The organism is Flavobacterium caseinilyticum, from assembly GCF_004349085.1.
GTDB classification, from domain to species: Bacteria; Bacteroidota; Bacteroidia; order Flavobacteriales; family Flavobacteriaceae; genus Flavobacterium; species Flavobacterium caseinilyticum.
This window is the reverse complement of the sequence record NZ_SMFM01000001.1, coordinates 981,967-1,007,852: the sequence shown is the minus strand read 5'-3', so window position 1 is coordinate 1,007,852 and position 25,886 is coordinate 981,967. Positions and strand designations below refer to the sequence as shown.

The 25,886-nt window shown below is 34.9% G+C and carries 26 protein-coding genes; 7 read left to right on the top strand and 19 right to left on the bottom strand.

Annotated elements, in window-relative coordinates; genetic code table 11:
* A partial coding sequence (locus E0F89_RS04505) for an OmpA family protein (protein ID WP_165929971.1) occupies positions 1–627 on the top strand: 627 nt, incomplete at its 5' end.
* Between the two features lie 263 nt (positions 628–890).
* Here E0F89_RS04505 and E0F89_RS04500 read toward each other — a convergent pair.
* Positions 891–2,102: an MFS transporter gene (locus tag E0F89_RS04500; protein WP_131908635.1), complete on the bottom strand. Its 1,212-nt coding sequence runs from the start codon at positions 2,100–2,102 to the stop codon at positions 891–893.
* A 51-nt stretch (positions 2,103–2,153) separates the two neighbouring features.
* Complete coding sequence (locus E0F89_RS04495) at positions 2,154–3,065, bottom strand: AEC family transporter (protein ID WP_131908634.1); 912 nt, start codon at positions 3,063–3,065, stop codon at positions 2,154–2,156.
* 167 nt (positions 3,066–3,232) lie between these two features.
* Here E0F89_RS04495 and meaB point away from each other — a divergent pair, with 167 nt between their 5' ends.
* On the top strand, positions 3,233–4,321 hold the full coding sequence (gene meaB, locus E0F89_RS04490) for a methylmalonyl Co-A mutase-associated GTPase MeaB (RefSeq protein ID WP_131908633.1): 1,089 nt from the start codon (positions 3,233–3,235) through the stop codon (positions 4,319–4,321).
* Positions 4,322–4,323: 2 nt separating this feature from the next.
* Here the strand turns inward: meaB and E0F89_RS04485 are convergent, their stop codons facing one another.
* Both E0F89_RS04485 and E0F89_RS04480 read right to left on the bottom strand, forming a co-directional pair.
* On the bottom strand, positions 4,324–4,554 hold the full coding sequence (locus tag E0F89_RS04485) for a hypothetical protein (protein ID WP_039110009.1): 231 nt from the start codon (positions 4,552–4,554) through the stop codon (positions 4,324–4,326).
* 28 nt (positions 4,555–4,582) lie between these two features.
* On the bottom strand, positions 4,583–5,965 hold the full coding sequence (locus tag E0F89_RS04480) for an MATE family efflux transporter (RefSeq protein ID WP_131908632.1): 1,383 nt from the start codon (positions 5,963–5,965) through the stop codon (positions 4,583–4,585).
* Between the two features lie 225 nt (positions 5,966–6,190).
* Between E0F89_RS04480 and E0F89_RS04475 the strand changes: the two genes are divergently transcribed.
* A complete protein-coding gene (locus E0F89_RS04475) occupies positions 6,191–6,769 on the top strand; it encodes a hypothetical protein (protein WP_131908631.1) in 579 nt (192 codons plus the stop codon).
* 112 nt (positions 6,770–6,881) lie between these two features.
* Here the strand turns inward: E0F89_RS04475 and E0F89_RS04470 are convergent, their stop codons facing one another.
* Positions 6,882–7,763, bottom strand: coding sequence for a PPK2 family polyphosphate kinase (locus E0F89_RS04470; RefSeq protein ID WP_131908630.1), 882 nt, complete (start codon positions 7,761–7,763; stop codon positions 6,882–6,884).
* 172 nt (positions 7,764–7,935) lie between these two features.
* Between E0F89_RS04470 and E0F89_RS04465 the strand changes: the two genes are divergently transcribed.
* A complete protein-coding gene (locus E0F89_RS04465) occupies positions 7,936–8,766 on the top strand; it encodes a DUF6929 family protein (protein WP_131908629.1) in 831 nt (276 codons plus the stop codon).
* Between the two features lie 3 nt (positions 8,767–8,769).
* Positions 8,770–9,486, top strand: coding sequence for a 3-ketoacyl-ACP reductase (locus E0F89_RS04460; protein ID WP_131908628.1), 717 nt, complete (start codon positions 8,770–8,772; stop codon positions 9,484–9,486).
* A 230-nt stretch (positions 9,487–9,716) separates the two neighbouring features.
* Here E0F89_RS04460 and mtaB read toward each other — a convergent pair whose 3' ends face one another.
* Positions 9,717–11,045: a tRNA (N(6)-L-threonylcarbamoyladenosine(37)-C(2))-methylthiotransferase MtaB gene (gene mtaB / locus E0F89_RS04455; protein WP_131908627.1), complete on the bottom strand. Its 1,329-nt coding sequence runs from the start codon at positions 11,043–11,045 to the stop codon at positions 9,717–9,719.
* 87 nt (positions 11,046–11,132) lie between these two features.
* Between mtaB and E0F89_RS04450 the strand changes: the two genes are divergently transcribed.
* The gene (locus E0F89_RS04450) at positions 11,133–12,737 is read left to right on the top strand and encodes an ABC transporter substrate-binding protein (RefSeq protein ID WP_131908626.1); all 1,605 of its coding nucleotides are present in this window, start codon (positions 11,133–11,135) and stop codon (positions 12,735–12,737) included.
* A 72-nt stretch (positions 12,738–12,809) separates the two neighbouring features.
* Here E0F89_RS04450 and E0F89_RS04445 read toward each other — a convergent pair whose 3' ends face one another.
* The 11 genes from E0F89_RS04445 to hisS form a co-directional block, all read right to left on the bottom strand.
* Positions 12,810–13,607, bottom strand: a complete 798-nt coding sequence (locus E0F89_RS04445; protein ID WP_131908625.1) for a Cof-type HAD-IIB family hydrolase — start codon at positions 13,605–13,607, stop codon at positions 12,810–12,812.
* Positions 13,608–13,653: 46 nt separating this feature from the next.
* Positions 13,654–13,953 (bottom strand): type II toxin-antitoxin system RelE/ParE family toxin, encoded by a 300-nt coding sequence (locus tag E0F89_RS04440; RefSeq protein WP_131908624.1) that lies wholly within the window; start codon positions 13,951–13,953, stop codon positions 13,654–13,656.
* 1 nt (position 13,954) lies between these two features.
* The gene (locus E0F89_RS04435; protein ID WP_131908623.1) at positions 13,955–14,200 is read right to left on the bottom strand and encodes a hypothetical protein; all 246 of its coding nucleotides are present in this window, start codon (positions 14,198–14,200) and stop codon (positions 13,955–13,957) included.
* A 34-nt stretch (positions 14,201–14,234) separates the two neighbouring features.
* Positions 14,235–14,453, bottom strand: a complete 219-nt coding sequence (locus E0F89_RS04430) for a DUF2007 domain-containing protein (protein ID WP_131908622.1) — start codon at positions 14,451–14,453, stop codon at positions 14,235–14,237.
* Between the two features lie 16 nt (positions 14,454–14,469).
* Complete coding sequence (locus E0F89_RS04425) at positions 14,470–15,192, bottom strand: DEAD/DEAH box helicase (protein ID WP_131908621.1); 723 nt, start codon at positions 15,190–15,192, stop codon at positions 14,470–14,472.
* An 86-nt stretch (positions 15,193–15,278) separates the two neighbouring features.
* The gene (locus tag E0F89_RS04420) at positions 15,279–16,442 is read right to left on the bottom strand and encodes a sigma-54-dependent transcriptional regulator (RefSeq protein WP_131908620.1); all 1,164 of its coding nucleotides are present in this window, start codon (positions 16,440–16,442) and stop codon (positions 15,279–15,281) included.
* Positions 16,443–16,676: 234 nt separating this feature from the next.
* Entirely contained in the window at positions 16,677–17,993 is a 1,317-nt protein-coding gene (locus E0F89_RS04415; protein ID WP_131908619.1) for an ABC transporter permease, read from the bottom strand.
* An 86-nt stretch (positions 17,994–18,079) separates the two neighbouring features.
* Positions 18,080–19,000 carry an ABC transporter ATP-binding protein gene (locus tag E0F89_RS04410; RefSeq protein WP_131908618.1) on the bottom strand — a complete coding sequence of 307 codons (921 nt, stop codon included), beginning with the start codon at positions 18,998–19,000 and terminating at the stop codon, positions 18,080–18,082.
* A 233-nt stretch (positions 19,001–19,233) separates the two neighbouring features.
* On the bottom strand, positions 19,234–20,349 hold the full coding sequence (gene dnaJ, locus E0F89_RS04405) for a molecular chaperone DnaJ (protein WP_131908617.1): 1,116 nt from the start codon (positions 20,347–20,349) through the stop codon (positions 19,234–19,236).
* A 78-nt stretch (positions 20,350–20,427) separates the two neighbouring features.
* On the bottom strand, positions 20,428–21,000 hold the full coding sequence (locus E0F89_RS04400) for a nucleotide exchange factor GrpE (protein ID WP_131908616.1): 573 nt from the start codon (positions 20,998–21,000) through the stop codon (positions 20,428–20,430).
* Positions 21,001–21,308: 308 nt separating this feature from the next.
* A complete protein-coding gene (gene hisS, locus E0F89_RS04395; RefSeq protein WP_131908615.1) occupies positions 21,309–22,679 on the bottom strand; it encodes a histidine--tRNA ligase in 1,371 nt (456 codons plus the stop codon).
* 318 nt (positions 22,680–22,997) lie between these two features.
* Here hisS and E0F89_RS04390 point away from each other — a divergent pair, with 318 nt between their 5' ends.
* Positions 22,998–24,239, top strand: a complete 1,242-nt coding sequence (locus E0F89_RS04390) for an ABC transporter permease (protein WP_131908614.1) — start codon at positions 22,998–23,000, stop codon at positions 24,237–24,239.
* Positions 24,240–24,393: 154 nt separating this feature from the next.
* On the opposite strand, the gene prmC is transcribed toward E0F89_RS04390, so the two are convergent.
* Together prmC and E0F89_RS04380 are read right to left on the bottom strand one after the other, a co-directional pair.
* A complete protein-coding gene (gene prmC, locus E0F89_RS04385; RefSeq protein ID WP_131908613.1) occupies positions 24,394–25,251 on the bottom strand; it encodes a peptide chain release factor N(5)-glutamine methyltransferase in 858 nt (285 codons plus the stop codon).
* A 52-nt stretch (positions 25,252–25,303) separates the two neighbouring features.
* Positions 25,304–25,789, bottom strand: a complete 486-nt coding sequence (locus E0F89_RS04380; RefSeq protein WP_131908612.1) for a GNAT family N-acetyltransferase — start codon at positions 25,787–25,789, stop codon at positions 25,304–25,306.
* Positions 25,790–25,886: the final 97 nt, after the last annotated feature.

Sequence of the window (25,886 nt, the reverse complement as noted above, 5' to 3'; positions counted from 1 at the left end):
ACCGATATAGCTACTACAGAAGTACTTCCAAATGCTAAATTAACCTTATACGACAGTCAGTTTAATATGGTTAGTACAACTACTTCTGATGACAAAGGCAATTATACTTTTGCTGTAGAATGTGGACAAAACTACAGTGTCAGAGCTGAAAAAGCAGACTACACCACCAAAGAAGAAAAAATAACTATTGCAACAGTCAATGGAAAAACCCACTTGCCAATCGCTTTGGAAAAAGCACAATGTAAAGTAACTATTGGTGATGATTTGGGTAAATGCTTCAACATAAAAATGATTTATTTCGATTTTGATAAATCTAATATTAGAGTAGAAGCCGCTCTGGATTTAGAGAAAATATTAGATGTTTTAAACCAAAATCCAACGATGAAACTCGACATCAGATCTCATACCGATAGCCGTGGAACTTTTAAATACAATGAATCTTTATCACAAAGAAGAGCTAAATCAACCATCAGCTGGTTAATCAAAAACGGAGTCGATAAAAGCCGATTGACCGGCAAAGGATACGGAGAAAACCAACTTGTAAATCAGTGTAAAGACGATGTAAATTGCACCGAGGAAGAACATCAACTCAACAGACGAAGCGAGTTTATTATTACTGCTCTGTAATAAAGTTTTCCTATGACTTAAATAAAAATAAACCTCGAAAATAAAACTTTCGGGGTTTTTCGTTTAAAAACTAAAGGAAATAATGCAATGTTTTAAAAGTTTACAGCTATCTTAAATTTTCAAATCTGCTATTTAATAATTAAATTTCAATATTTCACTTTAAACTTATGTCTCCTTCTTTATATTCTAAATAGCAATTGGTATGACTAAAGTTATAGAATTTGAAACATTTGATACTTTGTACTCTTGTATTATTTACTATATTATTTCTTCTTCAAATTTGGCAAAAAGAGCGCAATAATTCCTATCAAAGGCAAATACGCACAAATATAATAGACGTACGTAATGCTGGTATGATCTGCAAGATTTCCTAATAAGGCGGAACCCAAACCACCCATTCCAAAGGCAAAACCATAGAAAAGACCGGAAACCATTCCGAGTTTTTTAGGCAATAATTCTTGTGCATAAACCAAGATTGCCGGAAAAGCAGAGGAGATGATGATTCCAATTAAAACTGATAAAACACCTGTCCAAAACAAATCAACGTACGGCAACAATAAAGTAAAAGGTGCTGCTCCCAAAACCGAAAACCAAATCACATATTTTCTTCCATATTTATCTCCCAATGGCCCGCCAATTAGGGTTCCAATAGCACAGGCGGCTAGAAATAAGACCAAGTGAAATTGTGCTTCCTGAACCGATAATCCAAATTTTTCAATCAGGTAAAAAGTGAAATAACTGGATATACTGGCCATATAAAAAAATTTTGAAAATATTAAAACTAACAAAATTGCCACTGAGATCACAATCGTTTTTTGAGATAAATTCGGCAAATCGATTACCGCTTTTTTGGCACTTCTCAAACTCAAATGGTTTTGATACCAACGTGCAATTCTACTTAAAACAATCAATCCGATAATGGCAACCACCACGAACCAAATGATATAATATTGTGAATTTGGAACCACAATTAAAGCGACCAACAAAGGTCCGATTGCTGTTCCGGCATTGCCTCCCAGCTGAAAAATGGATTGTGCTAGACCACGCTTCCCGCCTGATGCCAAAAAGGAGATTCGGGACGCTTCAGGATGAAAAATTGAAGAACCAATTCCGACCAAAACTACCGAAACTATAATCATTTCAAAACTGGAAGCATAGGATAAAAATACGATTCCCGATAAGGTAAACAGCATGCCGAAAATTTGGGAAAATGGCTTGGGTTTTTTGTCCGTATATAAACCAACTAAAGGTTGCAATATCGAAGCCGCCAGTTGATACGCCAAGGTGATTAATCCGATTTGTGTAAAAGTTAAATTGAAATTTTCCTTTAAAATAGGATACGCTGCCGGAATTACGGCTTGCAATAAATCATTCAATAAATGGGCGAATGCTATAGAAAATAATATGGAATACACGGTTTGCTGCGCAATAGGAGTTGTGTCTGGTTTTGATACAGTATCAAGAGATGAATTCATATTTATAAAAACTATATTATTAATTATTGGTTCCGATTCGTCCTATAAAATTTAAACATACTGAACCACAAAATACCAAAACAACAAGGTGACAAACGATAATGGAATTCCAAAACCAATCATCATACTGCTTAAACGAGGTTTTAAACCGTGTGAAGAAGCTAAAATAGATGCGGTAATCATTGGCGCCATCGCTGACTCCATTATGGCAACTTGGATAATTTTAGAGTGCTGTTGCAAAATTACGACATACAACACGTAAATGAGAGCCGGAGTTAAAATTAATTTATACAAAAGCCCCAATCCTAAAAACTTCCAATGCTGGCTTTTTCGTTCAAAACGCAGTTGTAAACCAACCGAAAGCAATGCCAAAGGTGTCACTCCACTTCCCAATTTTTGCAGGGAGAGCTGAACGTATTCATGAAAATCAAAATTCAAAACATTCATCAGACAAGCAATCAAAAAAGTTATGAATGGAGGAAAAAGAAGAATTTTTTTTGCGATTTGAAAACCATTTGGGTTGCCACTGGAGTATAAAGTTGCCACAAGAATTCCTAAAGTAGAAAGTACCACAAAAGAACCGGGTTGATCCACCAGAATTGCTGTTTTCAAACCTTCTTCTCCGTATAATGCTTCAATTATTGGAAAACCTAAAAAGGAAGTATTCCCCAAACCCGCCGTTAAAATTAAACAACCAATAAGTTTTTTAGACCATCCGTATTTGCTGCCTAAAAAACTAAAAAATAAATAGGAAACAACAAAACCAATCCAAGCAACTCCAATTGGAAATAACAATTCATTACTCCATTTTATTTTTGGAATATAATACAAAGCCAAAGCCGGAAGACAGATGTAAATAACAATCTTGTTTAACAGCTTGTAAATTGTTACAGGAAAGCCTTTTATATTTTGGAATACAATACCTAGAAATAAAAAAACAAAGATTAAGATAAAATTGCTCATAGTTCCGTAAAGATATTGACTAATAAGAAATAAAATGAATTCAAAAAAGATAAAGTTTGTGATATATTAGTACCAAAAGCAAAACCATTAAAATGAAATGACATTTTAAGAGAATGACCGTCAATTCAAGATAGTTTTTATTATTTTTACTATTCTAAAAAATAGTTTTGCCAAATAAAAAACCCCATCCAAGCGCCTTAAACGAAAAACCCGGAATTTCCGCTCCAGAAATTATCAGCGCGGTTGCTGTTGGGAATATTCAGCACTTTAGAAAAATACAACCTTCGGCAAAAGAACTGGTTGAAGGAATCTTAGACGGAAATATTACAGCACTGAGCCGAGCGATTACTTTGGTCGAGAGCACGAACGTCAATCATTTGGCGAAAGCCAATGAAGTAATTAATGCCTGTTTGCCTCATGCCAATAAATCTGTTAGAATAGGAATTACTGGCGTTCCTGGCGTTGGAAAAAGCACCTTTATTGAAGCTTTTGGAAAATACTTGACCAATTTAGGGAAAAAAGTAGCGGTACTTGCCGTTGATCCAAGCAGTACGATTTCACATGGAAGCATTTTGGGTGATAAAACCCGAATGGAAGAATTGGTGAAAGATAAAAATGCTTTTATACGTCCATCCGCTTCAGGGGAAACATTAGGTGGTGTAGCTCGAAAAACCCGAGAAACTATAACGCTTTGTGAGGCTGCCGGCTTTGATACCATCATCATAGAAACGGTTGGCGTAGGTCAAAGTGAAACCGCCGTTCACAGCATGGTTGATTTTTTTCTTTTATTAAAAATTTCTGGTGCGGGCGATGAATTACAAGGTATCAAACGCGGAATCATGGAAATGGCGGATGCTATTGTCATCAACAAAGCAGATGGCGATAATATCAAAAGAGCCAATCTTGCCAAACTGGAATTTAATAGGGCATTACATCTTTTTCCTGCCAAAAAATCAGGTTGGACACCCACAACTGCAGCCTGCAGCGCCATAACCCATGAAGGAATATCCGATGTTTGGGAAACCATTCAGAAATTTCTGGAACTGACAAAAGGGAATAATTATTTCTTTGAAAAACGGAAAGAACAAAACCAATATTGGATGTTGGAAACCATCAATGAGCAATTGAAAACTAATTTTTACAGCGATCCGGAAATTCAGAAATCATTGGAGTCAACTAAAAAAGCGGTGCAAAATGATGAAATTTCACCCTTTGCAGCCGCTCAAAAATTATTAGAAAAGTATTTTAAAAATTAAACTTACTCCTTTTCGTATCGTTCCATTTCTCTGTCGTAAAATTCGTTGGCAAGAACAATTAATCCCTCCATTTCAGCATTCAATTCCCCTTCGTCAAGATCTTCTGCTTCTTCCATAAACTCTACCTCATCGTCTTTAAGATTGATGATAAACCTTGGGTAATCAAGGTGTATGATGAAAATATCTTCGGGGAAATCAGTATTGTCGCCTAGTAAAAATTTTGGTAATTCCATGAATTTAATATTTAAGTAATTTATTATTTTATTTATTCTCGTTTTGCATAACCAACTTTCTTGTCAATCTCGCAAAGCGAATATACAAAAATAATGCGGCAGCTGTTAATCCTGCCAGAAGTCCGATCCAAATTCCAACAGCTTTCAGTTCCGTGTATTTTCCTAAATAATAGGAAATAGGAAAACCAATAACCCAATACGCCACAAAGGTGATGTACATAGGAATCTTCACATCTTGCAAACCGCGTAACGCACCCAATACAACCACTTGAATTCCATCAGAGATTTGGAAAATAGCTGCAACCAAAAGCAATTGTGAAGCAATACTAATGATTTCGTTGTTATCGAGAATTTGAGCCGAATCTGACATGTTTAAAAAGAGATGCGGTAAGAATTTATGGAATGCGACAAATATTATCGCAAAAATAGTTTCCAAAATTATCGCTAACAAAAAGATTGATCTTGCCACTACGATTAATTTTTTATAGTCGTTCATACCTTTAGTATGACTCACACGGATCATTGCCGTGACGCTTAAACCCATCGCAACCATAAAAGTGGAGGATGCCAGAATAAGTGCAATCTGATTGGCAGCCTGACTATTTTTCCCTAAAGAACCCGAAAGCCAAATAGCAGCCGTAAATAACGTTACTTCAAACAACATTTGCATTGCTGACGGCAAACCTAGATTAATGATTTTCTTTAAAATTGATTTTCGTATTTCTTTGAAACTGAAATTCTTAAAATACTTATTGAGTGCTGAATTCTTTTTCATCAGATAATGCATAAAGACAACCATCATAATCCTTGAAATTACAGTTCCTAATGCTGCACCCAGAATTCCTAATTTTGGAAAGAACCAAATTCCGTAAATTAATACATAATTAAAAAAAACGTGCACCACATTGGCCATCAAAATAGCATACATCGAATATTTTGTTTTGGCTAAGCCATCTGCAAATTGCTTGTATCCCTGATATATGATCACTGGAATTAACGAAAAAGCAACCCAATCAATATAAGGTGCAGCCATTTCAGCGACTTCTTTGGGTTGATGCATCAAATACATAATTTGTTTGGACAAAACCGTCAGAATAAACAAAGTAACTCCTAAAACCGTACACAAAAGCAGTCCGTGATGAAATGTGGTACGGATTTTTTGCTCATCGTTTTCGGCATCCGCTTCGGCAACTAATGGGGTAATTGCAGTCGAAAATCCAATACCAAGAGACATTGCAATAAAAATAAAACTATTTCCGAGCGATACGGCGGCCAACTCTGTAGAACCTAATTTACCAACCATGAAATTATCAACGATTCCTATTAACGTATGCCCTAACATTCCCAAAATTACAGGATAAGCTAATTTAATATTATAAGAAAACTCTTTGAAGTATATAGATAAATTCACTTTTTGTCTTTTTTTGGGCAAAGATAATTAGAAGCTTTGAATTGTATTGATACTATTGCATTTTAAACCATTGTTTTTTTAAACTGCCAATAAGCAAAACTAGGAATTCTATAACAAATCAACATAATTATATAACTTTTTAAAAAGCGGGAGGCTTAATTTTGCACCGTTGTTTTTAGCCAAACAAAACCCACAAAAACAACGAAAATATTTAAAAATACAATTATGAAAATCGCAGGAAAAATTAAATTCGCATTAGCACTTACAATCTCAATGATGTTTGCTAGCAATGTAGAAGCTCAAGAAACAAACAAAGCAACAAATTACGATCAAGGATTCCGTTTAGGATTTGGTGCAAATGCTGGATATTCAGTTAATGACCCTTACAAATTGGCGTTAGGAGCGGATGTTAGAGGTCAATATGATTTATCAAAAAGATACTCATTGACGTTGACTACAGGTTACACTAATTTATTTGTAAGCAAAGCTGATGGGTTTACTGGTCAAGAAGGAAAAGATTTAGGTATTATCCCAGCTAAAGCAGGTTTTAAAGCTTTCGTATGGAATGACCAATTTTACGTTATGGGAGAAGCTGGTGCAGCATTTGCAGTAAGTAATGTAGACAATACAAGAGACAAAACTTCTTTATTGTTATCTCCAAGTTTAGGTTACGCTACTAAATACATAGATATTTCTTTGAACTATACACATTACAATCATTTTGATCGTTTAAACAACAACGGTTCACTTGGTAGAGGAGTTGGACAAGTAGGTGTTCGTTTAGCTTATGGTTTTGAACTATAAAACTATTTTGAATTAGTAAAAAAAATGCGCTGAACTTCAGCGCATTTTTTTTGTTTTTACCAGATTTTATAAACTTAAACAGGAAAATTTTACGTCAAAATTCAATTCAAAATTATTTTTCCTTCGCCAACATGTCTTTGTACATTTCTATATTTTCCTTAATTTTTTCGTCCATTTGGGGTTCCTGAATATCAGTATGCTTTTGCATTTCTTCCCAAATAATTTTGGCAACAATATACCTCGCCATTTCCTTATCATCAGCGGGGATGACATACCAAGGTGCATATTCTGAACTTGTTTTGTTGATTGCTTCCTCGTAATAATGCATATAATCATCCCAGCGATCCCGTTCTTTCAGATCGCCTGTCGAGAATTTCCAATTGTGCTTTTGCTCTTCCAGCCTTCTTAGCAAACGTTTTCTTTGCTCTTCTTTACTCAGGTGCAAAAAGAATTTCAGCATAATAGTTCCATTTTGGGTAATGTGCTTCTCGAAATTGTTAATTTGCTGCATTCTGTTTTCCCAAAACTGCGGCGTAATATCCGCTGTGTTTTCAATACCCGGTAAATTTTCCTTCATAATATATTCAGGATGTACTCGTGTGACCAAAACATTTTCATAATGAGACCTATTAAAAACCGTAAATTTTCCTTTTTCAGGCAAAACCAAGTAATGTCTCCACAAATAATCGTGCTCCAACTCATTCGAATTAGGCGTTTTGAAACTATGCACCACCACACCGCGTGAATTAAACTCCTTAAAAACTTCTCGAATCAAACTATCCTTCCCCGACGTATCCATACCTTGGAGACAAATCAAAACGCCATAGCGATTGTGCGCGTACATCACATCCTGTATTTCGCTCAATTTCACTTGTACTTTATCTAATTTATCTTCCTTTTCATCATCACTATTTTTATTCAATAGGTCCGTAGGAATTTTTGACAATTCAATTTTGTCAATCACTTTAAAATCGTCTGGATTTATAGACTTCATAAGAAATATTTTATCTTTGTATTATCAAATATAATAAATAATAAGTATTAATCCTGATGAATTTCAGGAGCTATTTCCTGCTGTACGCTTGAATCTTTTCCTTTTAAAAGAAAAAAAGGAAAAGGATATCGCTTCCATCAGGGCTAGGACATCTGATTTAAAAATAAACATCATGGAAAAATTCACACTCGAATTACTATTTCAAATCGTCGGAATTGGTTCTGCCTCAGGACTTATTCAAAAAGATGATTCCATGTTTATAATATCTGACAACAGCTCTTTTCTCTATGAATACAACATCAAAGAAAGAGAACTCCATAAAATAAAACTTTTCGAGAACAGCCAGGAAAACATTCCCAAAAAAGACAAATTCGATTTTGAATCGATAACCCAAAAAGGAACTAAATTATATATTTTCGGTTCGGGCTCCACTCCTAACAGAAACAAACGCATCAGCTATGACCTCACTTCTAAAGCAATTGTCGAAAAAGATTTATCTGCAATGTATGAGAAACTAAAACAAACCGCTGCTGTTTCAGATGACGATTTAAACTTGGAAGGTGCTTTATTTCACAATGAAAACTGGTATTTATTCCAACGAGGAAATGGAGCGCAATCCAAAAACGGGATCTTTACTATTGACAAACAAGAGAATAACATTCACTTTTTCTCAATCACATTACCAAAAATCAAAAACATAGAAGCTACCTTTACCGATGCAATTCTCGTCGAAGATAAAATCTATTTTCTGGCCGCCGCCGAAGACACAGCCTCAACGTATTACGACGGAGAAGTGTTGGGAAGTTTCATAGGCGCTTTATCCATCGATACTTTCGAACTGACATTTACCCAACAAATTTCGGAAACCCATAAATTCGAAGGGTTGACGTTACATACGAATTCAAAACAAATAATCGAATTTCTACTCTGTGAAGACAAAGACACTGAAGTTCTGGAAACGGATATTTACAAATTGACATTAGAAAAAAACTTTAAAAATTAAAAAATGAACGACTTAAAAAATAAAAACGCCCTGATCACTGGCGCAGGAAAGGGAATTGGAAAAGCGATCGCTTTGGCCTTAGCAAAAGAAGGTGTAAATGTGATTTTGGTTGCCAGAACACAAGAAGAGATAGACAGTGTAGCTGCAAAAGTGCGTTCTTTAAGAGTTAAAGCACTTGCTATAACCGCTGATGTAGCTGATATCAAATCAGTAAACGCTGCCGTAGAGAAAGCCTTATCTGAATTTGGAACTATTGATATTTTGATCAACAATGCCGGAATAGCTGCTTTTGGAAAATTCTTAGAATTAGAACCAAAAGATTGGGAACGTATAATTCAGGTAAACTTAATGGGGACCTATTATGTAACTCGCGCCGTTTTGCCAAATATGATTGAAAGACAAACAGGCGATATTATAAACATTTCATCAACATCGGGATTAAGCGGAAATGCTTTAACCAGCGCTTACAGTGCTTCTAAATTTGCAGTATTAGGTTTGACTGAATCATTGATGCAGGAAGTTCGTAAGCACAATATTCGTGTAACGGCTTTAACACCCAGTACGGTTGCTACTGATATGGCCAAAGAATTAAAATTAACGGACGGGAACCCGGAAAAAGTCATGCAAGCCGAAGATATGGCCGAATTAATCATCGCGCAACTCAAATTAAATCGTCGCGTTTTCATCAAAAACAGCAGTATTTGGTCTACGAATCCGTAAACCTATTTAACATATAAGTCATATAAGTTTTAGCCATAAAGGCATTTAAACTTAAAATATAAAACCATTAAGAAATTAAGTTTTATTAAGTGTTGTGCTTAATTTTCTAAATCTCTTAATGGTTTAAAACTTTCGAGTCAATTATTAAATTTCACTCTTACTCTCTTAATCTCTTTGTTTGTTAAATTCCTGGTTAATTCTAAAACTTAAATGACTTAAATGTTTAATAATTAAACCAAAGCCGAAACAAAATCAATTCGTACACTTCCGTCTTCATCGATTTTAGTCAGATTGATTTCATGCAAAGTATTTACTAATTCTGGATTCCAAGGTGTTTTAACTTTCACGTAATTTTCAGTGAAACCGTGAATATAGCCTTCTTTATTTTCGCTTTCGAATAAAACAGTTCTATTGCTTCCTAACTGGCTTTCATAAAAAGCACGACGCTTTTTCACGGATAACCCACGCATCATTTTACTCCGTTTAGCACGAACGTTAGTAGGAACCACTCCACTCATGTCAGCTGCTTCCGTATTATCACGTTCAGAATAAGTGAAAACATGTAAATACGAAATATCCATTTCATTCAGAAAATTATATGTCTCGAGGAAATGTTCGTCGGTTTCGCCAGGAAATCCAACAATAACATCCACGCCAATACAAGCGTGCGGCATTACTTCCCGAATTTTATTTACTCTTTCAGTATAAACTTCACGTAAATAACGACGTTTCATCAACTTTAGAATATCGTTGCTTCCGGATTGCAACGGAATGTGAAAATGCGGAACAAAAGTTCGGCTTTTAGACACAAATTCAATAGTTTCATTTTTTAATAAATTTGGTTCAATAGACGAAATTCGCAATCTTTCGATTCCTTCTACTTTGTCTAATTCCTGAACCAGTTCTAAGAAGGTATGTTCGTGTTTTTTATTTCCAAATTCTCCTTTTCCGTAATCGCCAATATTGACACCGGTAAGAACAATTTCCTTGATGTTTTGCGCTGAAATGTCCTTGGCATTCTTCAATACATTTTCCAGTTCATCACTGCGTGAAATTCCTCTTGCCAACGGAATTGTACAATAGGTACATTTGTAATCACATCCATCCTGCACTTTCAGGAAAGCTCGCGTTCTGTCACCAATAGAGTAACTTCCCACATAAAAATCAGCTTCCGAAATCTCACAAGAATGCACTTCGCCCATATCATTTTTGGACAAATCATTGATATAATCTTTGATTTTAAATTTTTCAGTGGCACCAAGAACCAGGTCCACACCATCAACTGCAGCTAATTCTTCCGGTTTCAACTGCGCATAACAACCTACGGCCGCAACAAACGCCTTACTATTGAGCTTCATTGCTTTTTTTACAATCTGTTTGAATTGTTTATCAGCATTCTCAGTAACTGAGCAGGTATTTATGACATACATATCAGCCACCTCTTCAAAATCTACACGGTCAAATCCTTCATCTTGAATAGAGCGAGCAATCGTAGATGTTTCGGAAAAATTTAATTTGCAACCGAGTGTATAAAAAGCAACTTTTTTTCTGTTTTCCATAGTGATAAACTACGTTTTAAGTAGTATCTTATTATATTTACATCTTTGTAAAAATAGTGTGCAAATTTACAAACAATATTCTTTAAAATGAAATCAATAATTTACCATATCTCAATATTTTGTATTGTCCTCACATTAATTTCTTGCTCAAAGCAAGAAAAACAAAATAAAGATCAGCTCATTTTTCGTTACAATGAAAGTTCAAATATTACCTCATTAGACCCTGCTTTTTCGAAGGTTCAATCCAATATTTGGGCATGCAATCATATCTTTAATGGATTGGTGCAGCTCGACGACAGCCTAAACATTCAGCCGGATATTGCAAAATCTTGGACAATTTCAGCTGACGGAATGACTTATTCCTTTCTTTTGCGAAAAGATGTCTATTTCCAAAAACACATTCTTTTTGGAAATGATAGTACTAGAATCGTAAAAGCACCCGATTTTGAATACAGTTTGAAGCGTTTATTAGATGAAAAAGTGGCTTCACCAGGTGGCTGGGTATTGCAAAATGTGGAAAGCTTTAAGGCGCAGAATGACAGTGTTTTTAATGTAAAGTTAATAAAACCTTTTCCGGCTTTTTTAGGCTTAATGGCTATGAAATATGCCTCTGTCGTGCCAAAAGAAGTTGTGTCCTATTATGGCACTGATTTTCGCTCAAATCCTATAGGAACCGGTCCATTTCAATTCAAATTATGGGAAGAAAATGTAAAATTGGTTTTGAGAAAAAACCCAATCTATTTTGAAAAAGATAATGATGGAAACTCCCTTCCCTATCTCGAGGCGGTCGCAATTACCTTTTTACCGGACAAGCAAAGTGGTTTTCTGGAGTTTATTCAAGGAAAATTAGATTTTACTTCGGGATTAGATCCTTCTTACAAAGATGAGATTCTGACCCAAAAAGGGGAATTACAACCTAAATACAAGAGCACAGTCAATCTTATAACCGGCCCCTACCTTAATACGGAATATCTTGGTTTTAGAATGGATGGCAGTGATAAAGCTGTCCTCGATAAACGCATTCGACAAGCTATGAACTACGGTTTTGATCGCCCAAAAATGATTACCTACCTGCGAAATAACATGGGAACTCCAGCCGTAAACGGAATGATACCAATGGGTCTCCCAAGTTTCAATAATGCAAAAGGATATGATTACGACATTGAAAAAGCGAAACAATTAATTAATGATTATAAAAAAAGTACCGGCGATAAAAAACCAATAATTACGCTAAGCACTAACGCATCATATGTAGATATCGGAGAATATTTACAACGCGAATGGCAAAAAATTGGTTTAGATGTTCAGGTAGACATCAGTCCGCCATCGACATTGCGTCAAGCAATTTCTTCTGGAAAAGTCTCCTTTTTCAGAGCCAGCTGGATTGCTGATTATCCGGATGCCGAAAATTATTTGTCATTATTTTACAGTAAAAACCATTCTCCTGAAGGACCTAATTATACCCATTTCAAAAGCCAACAATTTGATGTGCTTTACGAAAGGGCATTCAACGAAACTGATAATGACAAACGTTATGAGCTTTACCAAAAAATGGATAAAATAATTATCGAGGAAGCTCCTGTAATACCCTTGTTTTACGATAAAGTGGCTAGATTTACCAGAAAAAATGTTTTGGGATTAGGAATAAATCCTTTAAATTTATTGAGTTTAAAAAACGTGAAAAAGAAATAATCAGAAAAAATCCTTAACAACAAAATTAAAGTTGGAAAGGATTTTATGTGATTACTATTCAAATAATAGATTTTAATTCAAAATAAATCGTCGCACAACTTCTGCCACTCCATGATTGTTGTTAGATGCAACAATAACATCGCCTTTATCTCTCAATTCCGGATCAACATTATCAACCCAAACTCCTAGTCCTGCATATTCGATCATGGTTAAATCATTACCTGCATTTCCAACAGCAATAATTTCACTTTGAAGTATATTTAATTTTTCGGCTAAAAATTTAATACTGGCTCCCTTATCGATTCCATTTTGAGCTACTTCAAGAAAAAAAGGCTTGGACATACTGACACTAAGATGTGGCATCGCTGCTTTCAAATCTTTTTCTACTTCTTTTAAGTAATTTGGCTCTTCTAATAAAATACATTTCACAGCTGAAGATTGGACTTCATCTTTAAAACTTACCACTTTGTTATGCACTAAACCGGTGATGTTTTTTTCGATTTCAATATATTCAGAATCCGTTTCACTTACAATTTTCCCATTGACGTAAGTAATAATGTGTGTCTTACTTTTCAAACTGTAATCATACAATTCATGGATTTGCTCTTGGGTTAACGTTTGCTCAAAAATGACTTTATCTTCTTTTAAATCTGTAATGACAGCTCCATTATATGATATCATATACGAATTATCCAAATGTAATTCTTTAGCATAAGCGATCATTGCTGGCGTTGGTCTTCCGGATGCTAAAACAATATGCACCCCCAATTCTCTTGCCTTAGACAACATCACTTTATTTTCGTTTGAAATGGTATGGTCATCAGTCAACAAAGTGTCGTCCATGTCCAAAACCAACATTTTATATTTCATTTTTATTTTTTAAAAGTAGTAATTTCAATTACTGCGGATTCACAAATTACTTTTTCAATTTGATTGAATTCTGACGAGTGTCAAAAATTTGAAGAATACGAATTTCAGTTTCAGAATGAATTTTATAAATAATTTTATAATCTCGAACAATCATTCTTCTGTATGGTTCCCCTAAGAATTCATCTACTTGATATTGTTCTACAAAATGAATGTTTTTACTTTGAAGGACAATATCTCTGATAACGTTCCTCACTCCTTGGGGAGATTTTAACTTGATAAATTCAAATATTAATTTCAAATCTGCTTTCGCTTCATTATCCCAAAATATGGTAATTAGCTTTTGCATATTACCACTTCTCGATTTCTTTTTCTAAATCTTCAATCGTTGTATATTTCCCAGATGAAATTCGTTCATCAGCTTCTTTTACCATAGCAACGTATTCTTCCTTATCAATTGGATAACCACTTATAGTATGAGCAACAACTTCTTGGTCTAAAACAGATTTAAGCGCTATTATTTTTTTTAGTTTACTTTCATCATTAATATGAAGTAACCAATCCATCAATTCTATCTTTTTTGCAGCTATATCCATGTTATAGAGGTATTTGAACAGCAAATATACTAATTTATATACTCATTCTGAATTCTTCAATAACTGGGTTCACTTTTGCAAACTCAGTTTCCTGAACAAATAATTCAACTGCTAAATCTGAATTTCCAAATCCTCCCAATCGAGCCGATTGTATATTATTTTTTACTACTACATTTACACCAATCGCTTCAATTTTTTCTTGTAACGCCATTGCTAAAACTTCACTTCCCGAAAACACTTTCATTAATCCCATTTCACTCTTTATTTAATTATTTATTACCGTTTTCTTCATCGCCTTCTAATTCCTCAAAATCCTCTTCTGCATCTGCCTCCAAGTTTTCTTCCTCCTCAAAATCTTCATCGTCTTCGTCCTCATCTTCTCCATCAAAATCGAATTCATAAGGCTCTTCTAACATTTTTTCAGCAAGAACTTCTATTCTTTCCGTGAATTGTTCCGAGAAAATGATACGTTGAGTTCTTACAATACTATTCGAAATACGCATAATTTTTGTTTCATGACGCAATTTCAAGATTGGATCAGCATCATCCAAAATAAACATTTTCAATCGGTTTACGTTGAATCCAGCCGTGGTAAACATTTCACTCAACTTATTTGGAGTCCCAATCAAAACGTCAATTCCGCTGGAAATATAATTTTTATCGTATTCCATATCCCCTTTGTCATGGACACCATAGACTTCTAAATTAGAATTCTTTCCGTATTTTTCAAAAAGCAATTCCATTTCCAATACTTTCGCTTTGTCTTCAACAATAATCAAAGCCCTTGGCGATTCTTCGGTTGCGCCTGCCAATCTCTGAATTACATTTAACACAATTGTCGTTGATTTCCCGCTTCCTTTTGGCGCAATAATAATACAATCTGAACCACTTTTCAGTGTCGAAAATGTTTCTTTTTGCATCGCATTGGCTTCAGTCAAACCGTTTTCAATGAGGGCTTGTTGTAACTCTTCGTTTATTTTTTTTAGTTTCATTTATTTTATATTGAAAGATTTAAATATTCAAAAATTAAAAGATTAACTCACTAATTTTTAAATTATTCAATCTTTAAATTATTTAATTATTTCGACGCAAATAGCTTCACATCATTCTCGGAAATTTCATTTCCGCCAAGGATAATCAAGCGCTCCACAACATTTCGCAATTCACGAATATTCCCTGTCCAATCGTATTCCTTTAATAAGTTGATCGCTGCTGCAGAGAACTTTTTAACCGCATTCCCTTGCTCCGAAGCAATCTTATCTGCAAAATGTGAAATCAACATCGGAATGTCATCCCGTCTTTCATTCAACGCAGGAACTTTGATCAAAATTACTGCCAAACGATGGTACAAATCTTCACGGAAACGACCTTCGGCAATTTCGACTTTCAAATCTTTATTCGTTGCCGCTACGACACGAACATCGACTTTGATGTCTTTGTCCGCTCCTACTCTGGTAATCATACTTTCTTGTAAAGCACGTAATACTTTGGCTTGCGCCGAAAGACTCATGTCACCAATTTCATCTAAGAAAATAGTTCCTTTATCCGCCGCTTCAAATTTACCTGCGCGGTCTTTAACTGCCGATGTAAACGCTCCTTTTACGTGACCGAATAATTCGCTTTCGATCAATTCCGATGGAATAGCAGCACAATTTACTTCGATTAAAGGGAAATTCGCGCGCGCGCTTTTTTCGTGTAATTGATGGGCAACGAGTTCTTTTCCAGTTCCGTTTGGTCCAGTAATTAAAACTCTGGCTTCGGTTTGGGAAACCTTATCAATCATCACTTTGATGTGATTGATAGCTTCACTTTCGCCAATCATTTCGTAGTTTTTGCTGACTTTTTTCTTCAGAATTTTATTCTCTACTACGAGTTGTTTTTTGTCCAAAGCATTGCGAACCGTATTTAACAATCGGTTTAAATCCGGTGGTTTTGAAATGTAATCAAACGCTCCCAAACGCATCGTATTGATTGCCGTTTCCATATCGCCATGACCGGAAATCATCACCATAGGAATTTCAGGTTTGATTTTTTTGACTGCTTCCAAAACTTCAACACCGTCCATTTTTGGCATTTTGATGTCGCACAAAACCAAATCGTAATCGTTGTTTTTTATTTTTTCAAAACCTGCTGCACCATCTTCGGCTTCTTCAACCTGATAGGTATCATTTTCTTCAGAGAGTATTTTTGTAAGTACTCTTCGAATTGCAGCTTCATCTTCTATGATTAGTATTTTTGACATATTTTTATTTTTGTTTAGCCACCATGGCACAAAATTTCATTTCTAATTAACAGACAACCTTTTTGAAAACTGATGCCCTAGCCCCGATCAAAGTGAAGTAATATTTTTATTTTTTTTTAAAAATAAAAATATTACTTCACTTAATTTCTATTTTCATAGGAGTTCAGTGAACTTCGTTGGTAACGGAAAGCGGGAAATAGCTCCATAAATTAATTAAGTTAAATTGAACTTGTATTAGTATTTCAACCAGCGGTACATTTCACTCCATGTTGGTTTTTTGCCGTACATCAGTATCCCTATTCGGTATATTTTTGCAGCAAACCAAACTACACCAAAGAAGCTTCCAAATAATAACGTTACAGATATTGCGATTTGCCACAAAGGTACACCAAACGGAATTCGCATTAGCATTACTATTGGTGAGGTAAGCGGAATCATTGAAAAAACAACCGCAATTGTCCCGTGCGGATCATTGATAACAGTAAAAAACCCAACATAAACGCTCAACATTAACGGCATTATAATAGGTAACAGAAATTGCTGTGAATCCGTTTGATTATCAACTGCAGCGCCAATTGCCGCGTAAAATGAGCTGTACAGAAAATAACCGCCAATGAAATAAATCACAAATCCAATTAAGATACTTGCAATAGGTAAATTCCATAATTCCTTAATATACATTTGGGCAGTTCCAGTCATTTCTTGCTGTGCATTTTGCATCATTTCCGGCGAAATTCTAGCTGCTGGTCCCACATTTACCCCAAAAAATACCGAGGCTGCAAACATTAAAGACAGTCCGATTATTGCCCATATGAAGAATTGCAGCAATCCCGCTAATGAAGTTCCAATGATTTTTCCCATCATCAATTGAAATGGTTTCACTGAGGAAATAATGATTTCTACTATTCGGCTGGTTTTTTCTTCAATGACACTTCGCATCACCATGTTTCCATAGATGATTATAAACATCATAATAAGATACCCAAACGCACCGCCAATCCCAATTTTGATTTCGTTAAGCCCTTTAACACTTTCTTCACCAGAAGCTTTTGTCAAGTTGACACTTACTTTCGATTGGGCGTTTTTAATAGCCAGCGTGTCTAAATTTGCTGCTTCTAAATTGTTTTTTGTCAATTTATTGGCAATTATATCCTGAATATTTTCAACGAATGACATACTTGGACTACTGTTTGAAATAAATTGGATTTTACTTTCGAAATCCTTGGAATTACTTGCTTTTGGAATGTATAATAATCCTTCATAGCTTTCATTTGTGATACTATCTTTAAGGAATTTTAAATCAATTAATGACAGATCAAGATATTTATATTCATCATTTATCTTGTTTTGCGACGTAAATTCTTTTACAAACATACCCGATTCATCATGAATAGCGATTCGTTTAGTTTCCGCTTTCATCGAACTTAAATACGCTACAAACGATGCAATTGCAACAAAAAGTAACGGACTTAAAAAAGTCATAACAATAAAAGATTTATTGCGCACCTTAGCTATAAACTCTCTTTTTATGATTAATGTTATTATAGACATTTTAGATTATTAGATTATTGGACATTTTAGACTATTAGGATTATAAACGTTTAGATTTTCTAAAAATCTAAGAAGTCCAAGAAAGTCTATCGTGTTACTGTTTGAATAAAAATATCGTTGACACTTGGTATTTTTTCTACAAAATGCGTTACTTGCCCACATTGTGTTAGGATATTCAATAACTCATTTGGCGTGGCATTCCCTAGTTGGATTTCCAGTTTTAATTCGCTGTTCAGTGATTTAAAGTTAGCTGGACCAACAGTAAATTTTTGCGTAATTGCGTACATCAATCCTTCTACATTCTCTGATAAAATACCCACTTCAAAACTATTGGTTTTAAATTGTCTTTTCACATCATCTAGTTTCCCTTCAATAAGTTTATTGGATTTGTGAATCAAAGCGATATGATCACATAATTCTTCTACACTTTCCATGCGGTGTGTCGAGAAAATTATGGTCGCTCCTTCTTCTCGCAATGCTAGAATTTCATCTTTTATAATATTGGCATTTACGGGATCAAAACCAGAAAAAGGTTCATCAAAAATCAACAGTTTAGGCTTGTGCAAAACGCAAACCACAAACTGAATTTTCTGTGCCATTCCCTTAGAAAGCTCTTGGATTTTCTTGTTCCACCAGCCTTGAATTTCTAATCTTTCGAACCAATACTCCAGTTGTTTTTTGGCTTCAGCCTTAGTAAGTCCTTTCATTTGAGCCAAATACAAGCATTGTTCTCCCACTTTCATCGTGTTGTACAATCCTCTTTCTTCGGGTAAATAGCCTATATGTTGAACGTGTTTAGGTTGCAGTTTTTCACCATCCAAAATAATTTCACCGCTATCAGGCAATGTAATTTGATTTATGATTCGGATAAGTGATGTTTTTCCGGCGCCATTGGGACCTAAAAGTCCGTAGATACTTCCTCTTGGAACCGTTAATGAAACCTCGTTAAGCGCCACATAATCACCGTATTGCTTTACAACTTTATTCACTTCAAGAATGTTACTCATGCTTATTTTTTAATTGGTGTAAAAGTAAATAATTAGTATCGAAATACTTAGAATAGTTTCATATATGTACCATTTAATTTTAAGTAGCATATATGTTATGGCCTTGTATTCACTGGTATTTATTTGCAACAAACAAAATGGTAATGGCTATTTCATAAAAAACCCATCCTTATTTTAACAAGGATGGGGAATATATTTTAAACAGCATCGATAAATTGTATCGCTACTTTTTATTATGAAAACATATCTTTCACTTTCTCAAAAAATGATTTGTCTGATTTTTCGGGATTTGGAATAAAATTCTCATCAGTCAGATTTTTTTCGAAAAACTGTTTTTGATCTTTATTCAGTGTCTTTGGAGTCCAAACATTCACATGAACCAATAAATCTCCGTTTCCGTAGCCATTGATGCTTGGAATTCCTTTTCCTTTTAGTCTTAAAATTTTACCGGATTGAATTCCTTCTTCCAATCTGATTCTTACTTTTCCGTTTATAGCTTCGATATCTTTAGAGATTCCGAGAACAGCTTCAGCAAAACTGATGTATAAATCGTAATGTAAATTCTCTCCTTCACGTTTCAAGAACTCATGCTCCAATTCTTCAATAGCAACAATTAAATCTCCTGGAATACTGTTTCCCGGTGCATCGTTTCCTTTATTAGAAACTTTCAGTTGCATCCCGTCAACCACACCCGCGGGTATTTTTATTGAAACCGTCTCGTCTTCAAGAATCATTCCTTGTGAATCCGCTTCGGATGGTTTTCTGTCTAAAATTTGACCTGAACCACTACATGTTGGACATGTAGAAGCTGATTGCATTCTACCCAAAATAGTATTCGTAACACGCATCACTTGTCCTTGACCATTACAGGTAGAACACGTTTTATAAGTAACTCCAGGTGCTTGAACTTTACGTTTTACTTTTACTTTTTTCTCCACGCCATTGGCAATTTCTTCCAATGTCAATTTTACTTTAATACGAAGGTTACTTCCTTTAGCACGACGAACTCCGCCGCCTCCGCCGCCTCCGAAACCACCAAAACCGCCTCCGAAAATATCACCAAACTGACTGAATATGTCATCCATATTCATTCCGCCGTGACCACCTCCGCCAAAACCGCCTGAACCATCAAAAGCTTGGTGACCGTACTGATCGTATTTAGCTTTTTTCTGAGCATCGCTCAGTACTTCATAAGCTTCAGCTGCTAATTTAAATTTTTCTTCTGCCGATTTGTCTCCAGGATTTTTGTCAGGGTGATGCGCAATTGCTTGTTTTCTGTATGCTTTTTTTATTTCAGCAGCATCAGCGTTTTTTGAAACGCCTAATATTTCGTAAAAATCTTTTTTCATTTTTATTTTTTCTTTTGTTGAGACACACTGCAGTGCGACCCTACGCGTGATATAAATACGCGATTAACCGCGAATCTATTACTGCCCTATAACAACTTTTGGAAAACGAATTATTTTATCTCCTAATTTATATCCTTTTTCAAGAACATCAACAATTTTACCTTTCATCTTTGGAGCAGGAATCTGAGTAATTGCTTCAGCAAAATCAGCATCAAATACATCTCCAGCCTTAACCTCAACTTGTTCTAAACCTTTAGAAATTAAAGTGCTTTTTAATTTTTCATGGATAAGCTCCACTCCTTTTGTCAACAATTCGTCATCCGATTTGTTTATTTCAACCAAAGCTCTGTCAAAATCATCCAATACTGGTAACATTGCTAATAAAACTTCCTGATTTGCCGTTTTAAACAACTCGATACGTTCTTTTGTAGTTCTTCGTTTGTAATTTTCAAATTCAGCAAACAAACGTAAATACTTATCTTTTTCCTTCGCTAAATCTTGTGTTAATTGCTCTTCTACACTTAATTCCTCAATAATAAGCTGTTCTCCGTTCGCATTTTGCTCCAATGTTACTTCGTCTATTTCTTGATCGATTTCTGTATTTTCAGTAGTCATATTACTTATATTTTTAAAAATATTCTTAAACTTCATTTTTTAATCTTTTCTATGGATTGCAAAAGTACTGCCAATTCTTTTAAAATGTCAAATTGTCATTCTTTTGTTAAAATGCTACCTAATTTTTATTTTCTCCTTTTTAAAACAATAATATCTTATATATGTAAATTTTAAGATTATTTTAAGATTGTCCAGATATCCTTTTTATATTTTTGTAATGGTTTTTTTCTAAGGAAAAACTAAAATTAAAGGTTATCTGAAAAATTATTAATTCACCATTGTATTATATTAAAAAAAGCTTCGTTTTAAAAACGAAGCTTTTTTTTTGCCATAAAGCTATGATTCTATAAAAGCCTGTTTTTTAAATTTTCAAAATCAACAGTAACCTGTTCTCCTGTAACCAAATTTTTAAGCGAATACGAATTGGACGCCATTTCCTGTTCTCCAATTATAACAGCAAAAGGAATTCCTCGTTTATCAGCATGCTGAAATTGTTTGGCTACTTTTGTATTATCCGGATATAATTCAACTTTTATTCCTGAAGATCTCAGTTTCTGAATTGCCTGTAGTGCATAAAAAGCCTCTGCATCTCCGTAATTAATAAACAATGCTTTGGAAGTTGCAGTTACGGTTTCCGGAAATAAGTTCAGTTCTTCGATGACCAAATAAATTCGGTCTAATCCAAATGATATTCCCACGCCGCTCATGTTTTTGAGTCCAAAAATTCCGGTCAAATCATCGTATCGACCGCCACCACCGATAGAACCCATTGCAACTGATTTTGGTGGGGCAACTTCAAAAATAGCTCCCGTGTAGTAATTCAATCCTCTTGCTAATGTCACATCTAAATCTAAAATGGAATTATTCAATCCCAACTTCATCACATTGTCACAAATAAAACGCAGCTCTTCTACTCCTTTCATTCCTTCTTCAGATTCAGAGAGCAATGCAGAAAGCTGAGTTATTTTCTCAGATATAGTTCCGGTAAAACTGAAAAGAGGCTGCACTTTTCGTATCGCTTCTTCAGAAATTCCTTTCTCCATCATTTCTTTCTTCACACCATCCTCGCCTATTTTGTCTAGCTTATCCAAGGCGACTGTAAAGTCAATTAATTTATCTGAAGCTCCAATCACTTCTGCAATTCCAGATAATATTTTTCTGTTATTGATTTTGATTGTTACTCCGTTTAAACCCAAATCAGTAAAAACAGTGTCGTACAATTGTACTAATTCAACTTCCTGCCATAATGATTTAGAACCCACAACATCAGCATCACATTGAAAAAACTCTCTGAAACGTCCTTTTTGTGGACGGTCTGCACGCCAAACAGGTTGTATTTGGTACCGTTTGAATGGAAATTCAATTTCGTTTTGGTGTTGTACTACATAACGAGCAAACGGAACAGTTAAATCATATCGTAAGGCTTTTTCAGAAATACTAGAAGTCAGTTTAATACTGTCTTTATTTTCTAAATGGCTTTCTGTAGCTTTCGCCAAATAATCTCCGGAATTTAATATTTTGAAAATCAGGCGGTCGCCTTCTTCTCCATATTTCCCCATTAAGGTTTCGGAATTTTCGAACGATGGCGTTTCTATAGGTTGGAAACCAAATTTCTCGAAATTACTTTTTATAATCTGAATGATATATTGACGTTTTGCCACTTCAGTTGGTGAAAAATCTCTGGTGCCTTTTGGAATGCTCGGTTTTGATGCCATTTTTGATTTACGAATTATGAATTATGAACTGTGAATTAAAAAAACGATCGGGCAACTTACAATCGCAGATCGGAATTTTAAAATTGTAATTCTTTGCAAATATCTTACTTTTTAAAATAATTCTTTCTAAAAAAATTCGTCTTTTATTTTAGAATTCCACAACCCGTTTTAAAGCGAAAATCAAGCGGTAAAAATAATATTATTTCCCTGGCAGAAAGAGCGACCAAAGAAAGCTCCTTTTCAACAGTTGAAAAATAAATTACAGTTGTAAAAAAAAAACGTGTAACAAAAATTGTCTTTTGGTGTCAAACAATAACTATGTTTAAATTATTCAAAGAAAATATACGGATTGCTCTTGGTTCCATAAGAACGCAGCTGCTGCGAACCGTTCTGACGGTTTTAATTATCGCTATTGGAATCACTGCCTTAGTGGGGATTTTGACAGTAGTTGCTGCTTTAGAAAATACGATTTCAAGTGATTTTGCTGCAATGGGAGCCAACACTTTTAACATCAATCAGTACGAAAATACGGCGCGAAGACAAGGAGGCGAGGAACGAAAAATCATTAATCCAATCATTTCCTATCCGGAAGCTGTTGCTTTCAAGAACAAATACAAATATCCTTTTTCTGAAACTTCTCTTTCTTTTACAGCTACATCTACTGCAGAGGTGAAATATGAGGCTATGAAAACCGATCCCGAAAATACTATTGTCGGTGTAGACGAACATTTTATTACCAATTCTGGTCTGGAAACCAGTTTAGGTCGCAATTTTACAGGATTTGACATTCAAAACAATGCTTATGTATGTATTGTAGGTTCTGATTTTGAAAAAGGATTGCTGAAAAACATAAATCCTATTGACAAAACAATCTCTATTCGAGGAGCCAAGTTTAAAGTAATTGGAGTGCTGAAAGAAAAGGGATCCACCTTTGGAAATAGCCAGGATTTACGTGTTTTAATTCCAATTCAGGTAGCGCGCTCTTTATTTACGGCACCAAGTATCAACTATACCATGAGCGTTATGGTCAATAAGAAGGAATTTCTGAACCAGGCGATTGACAATGCTATAAGTACCATGCGCAGAGTTCGTAAATTAAGTCCGGTGCAAGACAATAATTTTGGAGTAGTTCGCAGTGACGACCTCATCAATAGAATTCTGGGAATTACTAAATACCTTGGATTCGCTTCTTGGCTTATTGGTATAATCACGGTGCTGGGATCTTCAATCGCTTTAATGAATATTATGATTGTTTCCGTTACGGAGCGAACCAGGGAAATAGGCGTTCGCAAAGCATTGGGCGCCAAAAAAACAACTATTGCTTTTCAGTTTTTTATAGAAACATTACTTATTGGTCAACTAGGCGGATTAGTCGGGATTATTTTTGGAATATTGATCGGATTTGGTATTGCTACAGCTGTCAATTTTGTTTTTGTAATTCCATGGGGAGCTATTATGGCGGCATTTATTACCAGTTTTATGGTAGCGCTTGTTTCTGGGTTGTATCCGGCTATAAAAGCCTCAAAACTGGATCCAATTGAAGCGTTGCGATATGAGTAAAATCCCCAAAGGGAAATAAAAGTGTACAGATTTAAAACTAAATACTCATTTTTTTGATTGCTCAATGATGTTAGCTTCAACTGTTCGCTCTGACAGGCTCAGGAAACGATTTCTAATTTCACAAGTTTAAAAGCTGAATACTGCAACTGGCTACTTAATTCATTTCTCCTTTAATCATCCTTTCATTACCGTAAATATCTTTGCGTAGTTCGATAGCTGAGAAATTCATTTTCTCAAGTAAATCAATCATTTGTTTTCCTAGATATTGATTAATTTCAAAAAATAAGTGTCCGTTTTTGGACAGATTTTTCTGGGCTAGGTCTGCTATTTTTTTATAAAAAATTAATGCGTCGTTATCTTCTACAAAAAGGGCCAGATGTGGTTCATTGTCCAAAACATTTTTTTTGATCTCGGCTTTTTCTAAATTTCTGACGTAGGGCGGATTTGAAACTATAATATCAAACTGTTGTCCCAAATCCTCCGTTTCAAGAATATTTTGATTTATAAATGTTACATTCACGGTATTTAATTCCGCATTTTTTTGGGCTGTAGCCAAAGCTTTTACAGAAATATCTAATGCAAAAACCTGTGCGTTTGGTAGATTTTTTGCCAAAGAAATGGCAATACAGCCACTTCCTGTGCCAATATCCAATATACGGATTTGCTGACTTTTACCTTTTGAATTCTGCCTTTCTATAATCCATTCGACCAATTCTTCTGTTTCCGGTCTGGGAATCAAAACATTTTCATTGACCTGAAAATCCAGTCCGTAAAAACTCGTTTTGCCTAATAAATACTGAATCGGAATTTCCTTTTTTAGTTGCTGCAAAATTAAATCCCAAACCATGATTTGTTCCTCAGAAAAATCCAAATAAGGCTGTAAAGCCAAATCAATTCTTTTTAACTGTTGTTTTTCTTCCAAAATCAAATAAAAGAAGCTTTCCGCTTCGCCAGCATCATAAATCGGAGTGAGTTCCTGAATAAAGTAGCTTCTGAATTCTTTTATTTTCATTTTATTATGGTATCGATTTGATGGATTAATTCAATTAATTCATACGAAAAAATTACAATTCTTTTAGCATCCAAACGGGACAGCTTACATGGCCTGTACTTCCCATTGGAGCATCAATATAGTTAAAACCCGCTTTTTTATATAATTTTTGGGCATCAAGCATAAATGGCATGGTTTCTAAATAACATTTTTCATATCCGAGATTTTTGCCACTCTGCAAACAGACTTCCATCATTTCACTACCAATTCCTATACCTCGGGCTTCAGGCAGAAAATACATTTTCTGCAATTCACAAATGGTCTCGGCTTCGTTAGCAAGCGGTGCGATTCCTGCAACACCAACAATTTTACCGTTATTTTCAACAACATAATATACGGATCTGGATTTGTTGTACTCCTCGTACATTAAGTCCAAATAGGGATCTTCATACGCCGTTCCTACTTTTGGGATATCCATTTCATCAAAAACCGCTCGTATCAATTGAGCAACTTCGGGATTATCCTCTTTATTTATTTTCCTGATACTGTAATTTTCCATTTTTTCAAAATCTAATTATATCTGCAAAAATAGAAATTGTTTAGAATAATTTTCAAAAGTTTTAAAACAAAATCGTAAAGTCAAAAATCATTACTTT